Origin of the sequence: Streptomyces phyllanthi, from assembly GCF_009377205.1 — a bacterium.
Taxonomy (GTDB): Bacteria; Actinomycetota; Actinomycetes; order Streptomycetales; family Streptomycetaceae; genus Streptomyces; species Streptomyces phyllanthi.
In genome coordinates this window covers 32,303-45,183 of record NZ_VJZE01000020.1, presented here as the reverse complement: position 1 = coordinate 45,183, position 12,881 = coordinate 32,303, and the positions used below count along the sequence as shown (strand labels likewise).

The window sequence follows — 12,881 nt, the reverse complement described above, 5'->3', positions numbered from 1 at the left end:
GTGGGACACCTACGGCAGGTCTTCGGGCGTGAGGGTCATCAGGTCGGACTCCGAGGCCTCGGGCAGCTCGGCGACGCGGTAGGCCTGCCGCTCCGTCATCGACTGGAACAGCTGGCGGGCGGCGCGTCCGTTGCCGAAGCCGCGACCCCGGGGCACCGTCTCGAAGTGCGCCGTCAGTGCCTCGCGGGCCGTCGGGGTCAGCTCGTACTGGTGCTGCGCGGCCTGGTGCTCCACGATGCTGACGAGCTCGGCGGCACCGTAGTCCTCGAAGAGCAGGGTGCGGGTGAAGCGCGAGGCCAGACCGGGGTTGGAGCGCACGAACACCTCCATCTCCTTGGGGTATCCGGCCACGATCACCACCACGTCGTCACGGTGGTCCTCCATCAGCTTCAGCAGGGTGGCGATCGCTTCCTGGCCGAAGTCGTTGGTACCGGTGTACTGGGTGAGGGAGTACGCCTCGTCGATGAACAGGACCCCGCCCCGGGCCTGTTCGAACACCCGCGTGGTCTTCGGGCCGGTGTGTCCGACGTACTCGCCGACCAGCGCCGAGCGGTCCGCCTCGACGAGATGGCCGCGTTCCAGCAGGCCGACGGCGGCCAGGATGCGTCCGTAGAGCCGGGCCACGGTGGTCTTGCCGGTTCCCGGGTTGCCGGTGAAGACCAGATGGCGGCTGAGCGGGGGAGGGGCCAGGCCCATCTCCTCACGGCGGCGAACCGTCTGCATCAGCTTCACGAGGGACGACACGTCGTTCTTGACGCGATCCAGCCCCGCCAGGCCGTCGAGTTCGGCGAGCAGGTCCTCCAGCGTGTCCTCGGCAGGCGCCTCGGTCTCCCGCGCGCCGGTCCCGGCGGCGGCCGTGTCCGCGCCCGCGGCGGACGGCAGGGCCTCCCTGGGGCCGGTCGGCAGCGCCGGGTTCGTCACGTTCCGCGACAGGCAGTCGTCGAACACCGGCCGTGCCCCCTTCTCCGCGGCCACGTCCTCCTCGGTGTCCCGCACCACGCAGCCGCGCAGTACGGGCGCGCTCCCGGCCGACACATGCAGGGCCGGGAACGCGGCGCCGTCGGTGCCGGCCCCGGAGAAGACGCACTCCTCGAAGGTGCCGCGCGCCTTCTCGCCGACGAACAGGCTGTTCTTGCCGGTACGGGCCACGGTGACGGACCGGACACGTGGTTCGGCCGACGGGCCCAGGACCAGCCCGGAACCAGCGGCGTCGCGCACCGTGCAGCCCTCGATGCTGGGGGTCGCGCGTTCGCCGACCACCAGCCCGGCGGTGCCGGTGCCGGTGATCCGGCAGTCCCGCAGCACGGCCGACGTGCCGGTACCGCAGCTGATGCCCGCGCGTTCGGCGTCCGCGACATCGCACTCCTCCAGGACGACCGTCCCGGTGGACTCGGCGCTGATCCCGGTACGGCCCCGTACGACGGACAGACCGCGCACCCGTGCGCCCGCCGCGGCGTCGATCTGCAGGCCCGCCAGCCCGCAGTCGCTGATCCGGACGCCCTCCACGGTGAGCTCGGCCCGGTCGGTGGCCCGGACGCCGTGCTCGGGCGTGGTGCCGATACGGCAGGAGGTGAGCGACAGCCGGGCGTCGTCGCAGGCGTGTACGGCGCTGAAGCCGCAGTCCGTCACATCGCTCGACGCCAGCCTCACCTGGGAGCGGTCGCCCGCCAGCAGGCCGTTGGCGCGGCTGCCGTGCATCGAGGTGTCCTCCGCGGACAGCCGGGCGTTGCCCCGGGCCACCAGACAGGAGCCGTGCGGCCGGTCCACCTGGCAGTCCACCAGGACGACCCTGCCGTCCTCGTCGCCGCTCACCCCGGGACCGGAGCCGTCCCGCAGCCGACAGTTCATCAGCAGCACGTCACCGGAACCGGAGACGGACACCCCGTCCGCGCCGGTCCGCAGCACCTGGCAGTCGGCGAGCACCACTCCGCCCTCCGCGCCCGCCGGACGCTTGGGAGCCTCTCCGGGGCGGGGGGAGCTCCCGAGCACCCGGATGCCCTCCGCGCCCGTCTCCTCCACCCGGCAGTCCAGCGCGGTCACGGTCGCGTCGTCCTCCACCAGCAGTCCGCTGCGGCCGGGGGCGGTGATACGGCAGTCGCGGAGTACGGCCCCGGCCCCGCCCCGTATCCGGACTCCCGAGCCCGTGACCCGGCGCACCGTCAGCCCGGTGGCCTCCGCGGCCGTGGCGGAGCCGAGGACGACCCCCGTGCCGTCGATGTCCTCGACGACCGTGTTGACCAGCTCGGCCGGGCCGGTGGTGTTCGCGTGCACCCCGGCCAGGGCGGCACCGGAGACATGGCAGCCGCGCGTCGTCAGCGCCGCGTCACCGCTCGCCTCGACACGGCCGCCGGAGATCTCGCAGCCGTCCAGCTCCAGCCCGCCGGCGGCCACCAGGACGGCGGGCAGCCCGGGGTCCTGCCCCGTCAGCACGAGACCGCCGACGTAGACACCGGGGGCGGTGATCTCCAGGGCGGGCCGACCGGGGTCCGCCGCCAGCACCCGTACGGCGTGGTCCGGCGCCTCGTCCGGCACCAGGGACACCCCACGGTCCAGGACCAGCACTTCGACGTACTCGCCCGGGGCGATGCGGATCTCGTCACCGTCGGAGGCGGCGCGCACGGCGGCGGTGATGCTGCGGTGGGCGCCGCGGCCCCTGGGGGCGACCCGGTGCACGGTGGCGGTGGCGGTCACGGGAGCTCCAAATCGTCTGCGGTGAACGCGGCGGGCGCGTCAGGCGCGGGTTGCTGGTTCTGCTGCTGGGACGGCGGCGCCACGGGCGGGGTCGTGGGGGCCTGGGTCGGGAAGCTCCGCCCGGCGTTGGGCAGGTCGAAGCGGCCGTCGTTGTCGTCCCGCTCGTTCAGGACCCATGTGAAGTACCGGCTCAGTGCGGACTCGCCCAGGTTCGCCGCGTACTCGCCCCAGCCGCCCTTGTGGAAGACCCTGCCGCCGGCGGTCAGGTGCCAGACGTTCTTCGCGAGGTTGGTGGTCACGCCGCCGAAGGCGGAGGCCAGCGCGCCCCATCCGCCCGCTTCCAGCGCGTCCCAGCCCTTGGTCTCGTTGCCGTTGACGCCGAAGATCGCCGCGTTGACGGAGTTGCTGACGAAGGCGCTGAGCGCCGAGGTGCCCAGGCCGACGGTGTTGGCGTAGGTGGCGTTGCGCCAGCGGGTGACCTTCTCCTGGGCGGCGAACTCGGTCACCCAGTCGTCGGTCTGCGTGGCGAGGGTCTGGTTGGGATGCCCGCCCCAGTCCCTCGTGCCGATGCTGGTCTTCAGCCAGCCCAGCCGCGTGTGGTTGTACAGCAGGTTGAGCCCGTTGGTGAAGGTTCCGCCGACGCCACCGGTGATCAGCGCCTTGAGGTAGTCGTCCCTCGTGAGCTGGCCGTCGTTGACCGCGGCGGTGATGGCCAGGCTCGCCCCGAAGTCGGTGACGAAGGTGGTGCTGAACGAGAGCAGACCGCTGCGGAGCTCACGCTGCCACATCGGCATCTCGAGGGCCTCGCCGTCCTTGACGCGGGTGAACGTCCCGTGCCACACGTCCTGGATCTCCCGCATATGGCCCATGATCTCGGCGTCCAGGCCACGCCAGTCGAACTCCCGGCCGATCTGCGTCCAGCCACGGCTGCCGTGCAGACCGACATCGCCGCCGACCCGGGGCAGGGTCCCGGTCATGCGCTGGAACACCGTGGCCGGGCCGGAGGTGCCCCACCGGCCGAACGCGTCGGTCGTCCAGATCCGTCCGTCGGGGGTCCGCCGCTGGACCAGGTGACCGTTCTGGAACTCGACCCACTGGCCCCACTGCTTGTCGATCACGCGGTGGCGGCCCGGCACGCCGTCCACGGCGATCCTCTCGCGGAAGACCTTGCCGGCGTCGAACTCCTTCCAGACGTCCCGGTCGACGCGGACCGTGGCGGGCGTCTCGAAGTGGCGGGCGGCATCGGAGAGCAGGTCACGCAACGACCCTCTCCGCAGGGGCGCGGTGGGCGCTGCAGGCGGCTCGGGGGCGACGATCTCGTACTTGAACTCCCGGACCCGGTCGTCGACCCGCTGTCTGACCACCTGGTCGTCGATGAGGTCGCGCCAACGGCCGGCCTTGATGTCGTCGTAGACGCGGACGCCCGTGTCCCCGGGCTTGACCGTGCCGTCGGCCCCCCGCCTGGTCCACTTCCAGGTGCCGTCGTCCTGCTTCACCGCGTCGATCCAGGAGCTCCCGGTGTCGGTCGCGTTGCGCTCTCGGACGAGGTTGCCGTCGAGGTCGAAGTCCTTGAACGAGTCGTCCCAGGGGTGCGTGTAGATCGAGCCCCGGTTCTGTCGGCGTATGCCTTCGCCGATGACCGTCTCCGGGGCGCTCGGGTCGTACGCCTTCCAGGTCCACTTGGTGCGGTAGGGGCTGCCGGACGACTCCACGATCTTGTCGTCCACCAGGTCGCGGCGGCCGGAGATGTGCTGCTGGGTGTTCTTGTCGACCCAGAATCCCGTGTCGTCGTTGAGGCGGAGCTCCTCGGTGGAGGGGGCGTTGTGCAGGTACTCCCGGGTGCCCCTGCCCTCGCTGCGCAGCTGCACCCGCTCGATGCCCTGGTCGTCGGTGAAGATGTCCCTCCACCGTCCGTTGCCGTCGACGTGCCGGGTGCCCGTCTGGCCGGTCGTCGTGTTCTTCCAGTGCAGTTCGTACGAGCCGCCGCTCCGGAACTCCGGGACCGGCGCCCACTTGGCGGGGTCCTCCAGGCCGCGTCCGACCTCGATGACCTGGCCGTTCTCCAGCTTCCGGCTCTCGCGCACGAGGCGGCCGTACTGGTCGAAGTCGACCCAGTTGGCGCCGGTCGGGTTGAGGCGGACGCCGGTCACCTCGGTGCCGTCGGCGGCGGTCTCGGTCCAGAAGCTGACCCGGCCCAGTGACTCACCGGCGAACAGATCGCTGAAGAAGCCGTCGAACGGGTTGCGGCCCGCGGCCCCCTTCCACATGAAGGCGGGCGGACGCATGTCGGCGAACCGCCGGACGAACAGGCTGCCGCCGTCCGCCAGTGTCTCCAGGCGCTCGACCTGGACGTTCAACGGGGAGAAGCCGGTGACGTCGCCGGGGTCGACACGGCCCCCGGCGGGAGCCAGACCGGGCATCACCGCATGCTCCGAGTACGTGCGCGAGCCGTGCACCACCCCGCCGAAGGGCCAGGTCTGTCCGCGTTGCTGGGCCACCGTCTCCAGCCCGGTGACCGGATCGCGGTAGGTGTCCTGGAAGGCCACGTGGTTCCAGCTCCAGTGACGGTCGCCGGACAGAACCTCGGTGCCGCTCTTGTCGAAGCGCTGCCACGTCCAGTGGCCGTCCGCCCCCTTCTCGGCGCGGACGAGCCCACCGTCGATGGCCTTCGTGTACGTCCGTACGTCCATGGTGTTGAGGACGCGCCAGGTACCGGTCGTCACGTCGTGGAAGGTGCGCTGGTCCACGTCCCCGACCCGCTGGCCGTGCCGGAACCGGCTGCCGACGGCGTCGAACTCCGTCCACCGGGCGCGGCCGGACGGACGCCAGTCGACGTGCAGGGTGTTGCCGTTCCTGAGGACCTCGCGCTCGAAGAGGGGCACCTTGCCCTGAGTGGTGCTCGTCAGCCTGAACTGGCCTGTGCCGGGCCTCTCCACGGTGGCGGTGCTGAAGGCGTCGGTGAACGGAGTGCCGTCGGCGTCGGTGCGGACGGCCTTGCCGGCGACGTGGTCGATGTTCCAGAACTCGCCGGTGAACCTGCCGCCCTTGCCGCGTACGGCGATGGTCTCCTCCAGCAGTGTCCCGCCATGGGTGTCGAACACCGCCCGCTCCAGCCTGTGGGCCGCCGGTCCGGTGGGGAACGCGGCGATCCGGCCGTCGTCGAGCCGCTCCACGCGCAGCGCCGTGGACGGGAGACCCGCCCTGTCGAGTGCCTGCGGTACGCCGTCGGGCGCGCCCATGTCGAAGCGGAGGCCGCCCCGGTCGGCGGGGAGCCCGACATCCCGGAGGGCCACTCTCCCCTCCGGGCCGTAGTGCCACTTCACGGCACCCGATGCGTCGGTGACGGTGAACCCGCCGCGGAGCTCACGCGGTAGTCCGTCCGGCACGAGGGGCGTGACAGTGAGGGAGAGGTCACCCGGCCGCGAGCCCACGAACTCCATGGAGCTGGGGGTCCACTCGCCTCCACCGGCGGCACGGCCGGTGAGGCCGACCCTCATCCCGTCCAGTTCGGCGGGGCCGCCTCTCACGAACATCTCCTGGTAGAGGAGCTCGCGGTTGAAGCCGTAGCCGTGGGTCAGGCCGGTGGGGTTGTGGACGAGGACGTACCGGCTGCCTCCGGGGCCCCCTCGCGGCACGACGGAGACGGTGAAGTCTCCGACGGTGCGGCCGCCTTCTCCCCGGGCGAAGGCGTCGATGTCCCTCACACGGATCTCAGGAGGCAGCGCGAGGTAGTCGCCCAGAGCCGAGGCGGCCTCCCGCCGCAGCGTGAGCTGGGCCTGGCCCGTCATCCCACGGAGGTCGCCGTGCAGGAGATCGGGGCTCAGACCGAACCTGTTCAGCGAGTCGCTCGCACCGTCGGCGAGCTGCTGGAGGCGGGGGAGATCGAGCGTCTGGAAGGCCTGGGCGTCGTCCGCGGCATGCAGGAAGTCCGTGGCTCCCGTGATGTCCGACAGGTCCGCTGCCGTGCCTGAGGGCGGGATGCGAAAGCCCGATGCCTCGTCGAGGGTGCGCTCGAAGATCGGCGCGAGCTCGGTGATCTCCTCGGGCCGGAGTCCCTCGCGCAGAACGTCGTCGAGGACGGCCTCGTCGACGAGGTCCTCCTCGGGGATGGAGGTGAGCGGGAAACGCTCGGCCAGCGGCTCGACGAGCCGCGTGGGCGGGGTGCCCGGCACGCCCTCGGCGAAGCGGTCGAAGCCGGAACCGTCTCGAGCCGGGAGGTCGCGGTACGCGAGGCGGCCGGTGTTGTCGAAGTGGAAGCGGCTGCCTGTGACGGTGTCGGTGAGGGTGAAGCCACCGGGCAGGCGCTCGGCCAGCGTTCCCGTGACGGGGGTGAGCCGTACCGAGTTGACCGAGCCGGAGGGACCGGTCAGGTCGACCACGGTACGTGCCGTCCCGTCCCCGTCGGTGACGACGGTCACCCTGAGCTGCAGATCGGCCGGGAGCCCGTCTCCCGAGAGGATCGTCTCGCGTCCCAGGAAACGGCCGTCCTCGGCGAACGTCCACGTGGTGGTCCGGGTCGGGTCGGTGACGACGTACCCACCGTCCGGGGCGCGCTCGACGGTGAAGTCCGCTCCGCGGATCGTCCCGTCCGCTTCCGGGGTGCGGTTGACCAGTTCGAGGCGGAACGACCCGGGTGCCGTGTCGGTGGAGGGGACCCTCACCGTCCGTATGTCGAAGTCCGCGAGTTCGTCCATGCCGGTCAGCCGTGTGCCCGGTGCCGCGTCCAGAACCGTCCGCCAGTGCTCGTCCAGGGCTGCCCAGATGCGCGGATCATCGAGTTCGGGCAGATCGTCGGAACCGAACCGGATGAGCGGCAGGCCGGATCGGTCTCCCGTCCCGTGCGGCATCCGCAGGTCCCTGCTCAAGGACAGATCCGGGGCGTCGGGCAGGCGGGTGCCGCCCGACGCATCGTCGAGGGTGCGGTGGAAGTTCTCCGTCAGGTCGTCCAGGACGTCGTCCGCGAGAGGGCCGAGCCCGTCGCCGGGGGCGCCGAGGTCGTCGAGCCGGACGGGCGGGGTGTCGGGCGCGCCTTCCGTGAAACGCCAGAGACCGGAGCCGTCGTGGGCCGGTCGGTCCCGGAACATGAGGTTGCCGTCGGCGTCGAAGTGGAAACGGCCGCCGGAGACGGTGTCGGTCAGCGTGAAGCCGCCGGGCAGCTCGCTCCGGAGCGTCCGGTCCACCAGCGTGAGCCGGAAGGAATCGGTGAGGGAGGCGGGTCTGCCTCCGGGGGGGACCACCCCCACGAACCGGGTCGACGTCCCGTCCGCCGTGACAGACGGGTTGGTGACCCTGAACCACAGGTCGGGCGGCAGCCCCAGATCGTTGTCCACGAGTGCCGTCTCGCGGGCGACGAAGCCGCCGCCGGCGCTGAACTCCCACCGGGTGGTCCCGGCCGGATCGGTGACGCGGAAGCCACCGCTCTCGATCCGCTCCACCGTGAACCGCGGCTCCGGACCTGCCCCGCCCCGGGTCGGTGAGAACTCCACGACCTCCAGCCCGAACGAGCCGGGGGTGCCCTCGGGGGAAGCGGCCACGAGCCGCAGCTCCCGGCCCGCCAGGTCGCCCGTCCCGGACAGGGGGACGCCGTCGAACGGGGTGAGGCGGGTGATCGTCAGGTCGGTCGGCGGTCCGGTGTCCGCCAGGCGCTGGAAGGCCCGTTCGTCGAGTCCGGGCAGCCGGACATCGGTGACCGGGGTGTCGACGGCACCGGCTCGGTCGAGTGTCCGTGTGAGGTCGGTGGCGGCGATGTCCAGCAGGTTTTCCTCGGGGTTGGAGGTGAGCGGGAAGCGCTCGGTCGGTGTGCCCCCGAAGTCGATGGGACCCATCCGCGCAACCACGTTCGTGTCCGGCACCGTCGCTCCGGACGTGTCCAGCCGCGACGGCGACGGCGCCCCTTCCGCGGGAAGATCCACGAACCGGCCGCCTCTGTCGAGGACGAACGAGGCGCCGGTCCTCGTGTCGGTCACCTGGAATCCGCCGGGCAGCCGCTGGGCGAGCTCGCCGTCCAGCGATCTGACGGAGAAGGTGCCGTCGCCCGGACCCGGCACGGTCAGCCGGAACGACGGGGCCGCCCCGCCGCCCGGCACCTGCGTGAACGTCGTGGTCAGCCGCCCGCCGGCCAGCGGGCCGCCGTTGACGCCGGACAGTGTCAGCCGCTCGGACAGCCGTGTGCCGTCCAGGTCGAACCGGGCGGTCCACAGCCCGTCCAGCGTCCGTACCTCCACGCCGGTGGCCACTCCCAGCGCACCGCGCACCGGATTGATCACCACGTCGCCGGCGGCCGACGGAGTGCCGTCCGGGCCGACCACCTTGGGCACCGATCTCATATCGGGGACCGCGTCGAACTGCAGGAAGGCGCCCCTGCCGGGGACTCGTACCTCGACGAACTCCAGAGCACCGCCGGCGGTGTACTGCAGGCGCACGTCCCCCAGTGCGTTGGTGACCGTGGCGCCGCCCCCGGCACGCGGCATGCTCTCCCACTCCAGGCGCAGCCCGGTGGAGTGCCCGGGATCCAGCAGCCGCAGCTCACTCTCGGGAAACGGTCCGTCGTACCGGTTCAGATCGAACGAGTCCGACAGTTTGCCGAGGTCCAGGTCGCCCAGGCTGTCGACCCTGTTCAGACCCTGGGACCCGCCGAGATCCAGCTGGTCCAGCAGGCGCAGCTGGTCGTCGACGGACAGCCCCTGGAAGTCCAGCGCGTTGAGGCCCGAGGTCCCTTCGGCGGACAGCCTCAAATCCGCCGCCAGATCGGGCAGCGGGTTGCTGCCCTTGAAGTTGGGGTTCGGGACCCAGTCGACGAGGTTGTGCTGCGCGTCCAGCCGGTACGCGCCACGGATGAACTCCGGGGCGATGCCACCGGGGAAGGCGATCTCGCGCTGGGACTCCCAGCCCGACGCCTTCCATGCCTCCGTTCCCTGGGCACGCTCGAAGGTCCTGCCGACGTCGATCCCGCCCGGGGCCTCGATCTCGAACTTGAACACGCCGTCCCAGATGAGGTTGCTGTCGGTCGTGGTGCTCACGAACGCCGACGGATCGCCGGTCCTGACCATGACGTCGAGGTTGGTCTCCAAGGGAGCACGCGGACGGAACCCCTCGCTGAAGATCTGGTCCAGCCCCCGCTTGCCGCCGATGCGCCAGAGCGTCTCGTTGCCCTCGCGCCAGACAGGTTCCGGACGGATCGTCCGGATGTCCACCGAGCGGTCGGCAGCGGCGAACAGCCGGTCGAGGCTGCCCGGCGAGGGAAGGTTGACAGGCCCGCGGCCCGTGAGCACGGCCGGCGTGTCGAGGGGCACGGGCCTGCCCTCCGGTCCGACCTTGAAGACGCCCTCGGGGGTGGTGACGACGAAGCCGTCGGAGGCCCACCGCACGTCGGTGCGCGGAACGACTCCCGCGTCGGTCCTGAGCACCCACTGGACGCTCGCCCCGGGCTCCAGCGTGATCCACTGGCCGGTGGGCTGTCCCACGTCGTCCAGCAGCCGCAGTTCACCGGTCGGCAGGCCGGCCGCCGGACCGTCGAAGCGGGTCATCATCACGGTGATGTCCTGGCGGACGGTGTCCAGGTTCAGCCCGAGCCTGTCGAAGTCCATCCGTGCCTGGTTGAACTTCAGTTCCGCGGCGCTCAGGTCCAGTTCGGCCTGGGCGCGGTTCAGCGGGGGCACGTCGGGCAGCTCGGTGAGCCGGGAGAGTTCGCGGCCGGCCGTGTCCAGATCGATCTCGGCGTTCTGCACCCGCAGCCAGGCCTGGAAGCGGTCCGTGGCGGTCTTGCCGACCTCTCCGCCCGTGATGATCTCCCGCAGGGTCAGGGGCGGGAATCCGGTCTGTGTCGTGACCGGCGTGGTGACGAGGTCGGTCCTGAGCGGCCCGAGGCCCAGCAACTGCCGCGCGCGGCGGGTGTCGCCACCGGCGTCCGGTAGCAGCCGCACCAGGTCGTCGAGCTTGATGCCGGGACCGGCCGGCGCGTCCGGTCCGGTGAACTTCCCCACGACTGAGGGAAGTCGGCTGACGGTCTCGGAGGGGTTCAGGACGCGGACCGTCACCTCGCCCGTCAGCCGGACCTGGACGTCCACCGGATCGGTCTTCCCGATGCGCAGGACCACTCCGTCCGGTGTGACGTTCACGAGGTCGATCTCACCGTCGAGGATCTTGCTCAGCTGGGTGACGGTCAGGCCGCCGAAGTCGCCGTCGAGACCGAGGTTCGCGAGGTCCTCCAGGTCGTCGAGGGGCTTCAGCAGGCCCGCTCCGGTGCGGTCCAGGCCCATCACGGTGTCCAGGTTCCGCAGCCGGGTGACCGCGTTCGGCGGTTGCTCCAGCAGCACGGACCGGGGGCCGGGCACGCTCGGCCTGCCCAGCTCGTCGAGGGTGTCGAGGGTGTCCAGGGTCCGGAGCAGCGGCGGGGGCAGCTGTCCGCCGCGATCCAGGTCCAGTACGTCGACGCCCTGCTTGCCGAGCAGCGTGCTGAAGCGGGAGCCCGCCGTGTCGAGGTCGCTGATGACGGTCGGCTCCACCAGATCGTCGAGGCTGCTCGAGAACTGGTTGGGCGTCGACCCGGGACCGCGGGACAGGGAGCTCACGGCCGGGGTACGCGGCAGTGCGGCCGGCGGGGGCACGAACTCGGTCAGTTCGTCGAGCGCGTCGTCCCAGGCCTGGGTGCCGGGAGTGACCAGCTTACCGAAGTCCCCGCCCGTCCGTCCGGTGTCGGGTGTGTGCAGGCCCTTCCTCGTCAGGTCGAAGAGGCCGTTTCCGACCGAACCCGCGCCGCGGGTGATCGAGCGGCCGACGGAGGGCCGCATGAGAAGGCCGCGCTCGAGGAAGCCCATGCGGAAGGCGGTCCGGTAGCCGAACCTGGCGAGTTCCCCGTATCTGACCGGCAGGAGGGCGGACACCGCGAGGTCGAAGGCCCGGCCCGTGTTGATGATCGCGTAGACGCCGAGTCGCCGGCCCGTGCTGCCGCTGACGAACGCGGTGGACATGAAGAAGTCCCGGCGTATCGCGAACCGCCCCTGCTGCCACATGCCCCTGAAGAACCCGGGAATGGACCGCAGCGCGCCCGACAGTATCCGGGGAGCTCTGGCCATGAACCCGGATATCCGGGACAGCCCCGTGGAGGCCAGGCCGCCGAACCTCGACGCCCCCCTGGTCAGAAACTGACCGGTCAGGGTGGCCAGGGTGCGGGGGTGGAACAGCAGCTTGCCGTTCCGCAGCAGCAGACGCCCGCCCGCGGACAGGGCTCGAGGAGCCCCTCTGAGAGCCGCGAGAGCACCTTTGAGGCCGAGAGCGCCGGCTGTCTTGAGCAGCCCCGCCAGCCTGCCGAAGGTGGTGAGGCCCTTGGTCGACGGACCGAGAAGGCCCAGGAAGGCCAGGCCCAGGCCGAGGGCGTTCGTCTTCCCGGCCGCGTAGTCCGCCACGGCCTTGAGGAAAACCGCCGCGTTCAGGGCCATGGCCAGCAGACCTATGGGGCCTGCGACGAAGATGGCAATGATCGAGACCACCATCGTGATGATCTCCAGGGCCTGCCAGAACTTCTGCCAGGCGGTCTTCTTCGTCTTCGGGACGGGCTTGGACACCAGGTCGGCCGCCTCGTCCAGGGCGTCCTCGAGGATCTTGGCCTCGGCGGTGATGAAATCGACCTCGGCCCGCACGTCGTTCTTCGCGGCGGTCAGTTCCGCGGGCGGCGGGGCGTTCTTCCCGACGATGCCCGCCGGGGGAATCGCCACGGCCCCGCCTCGCCTCGCGGCACCCTCCGCTCTGCCCTGGGCGTCCCTCAGGGCGTTCGCGTAGCGCTCCGTGGCCGAGGCCGCCTGTTCGAAGGAGCGCTGGACGTTCGGCACGAACGTCGTCCGGAGCTCCCTGCGGATGTACTCGCGGAGGCCGTCCGCGGTCTCTCCCTCGAAGCCCCCGTCCTCCGCCTTGAGCAGGAAGGCGTCGAGCCCCCTGGCGGCCTCGGCGGCCAGATCCTCGAGGTGGCGGAAGCCCTTGGCGATGCCGTCGACGACTTCGGGATTCCCGGTTACCGGATTTCCGTTGTAACCGACTTGGCTCCAGTCGTCGGGGGTGGCCACGGGGTCCTCCAGGATGTCCAGGACTCGAGGGTCGGCCGCGCGTTCGCGGATGACGTCGTGGTGACGTAAAAGGAGGGACCGGCAGTTCAACGGAGTGACGGACGCCACATACTCGCAGGTCGGTGAGAGTCC

General features: G+C 71.2%; 2 protein-coding genes. Both read right to left on the bottom strand.

Going from position 1 to position 12,881, the window contains the following annotated elements:
* Window positions 1-9 precede the first annotated feature (9 nt).
* Window positions 10-2,691 carry a right-handed parallel beta-helix repeat-containing protein gene (locus FNH04_RS05565; protein WP_322722629.1) on the bottom strand — a complete coding sequence of 894 codons (2,682 nt, stop codon included), beginning with the start codon at window positions 2,689-2,691 and terminating at the stop codon, window positions 10-12.
* On the bottom strand, window positions 2,688-12,749 hold the full coding sequence (locus tag FNH04_RS05560) for a scabin-related ADP-ribosyltransferase (protein WP_152780883.1): 10,062 nt from the start codon (window positions 12,747-12,749) through the stop codon (window positions 2,688-2,690). Before FNH04_RS05560 ends, FNH04_RS05565 begins: the two co-directional genes overlap by 4 nt.
* Window positions 12,750-12,881 lie beyond the last annotated feature (132 nt).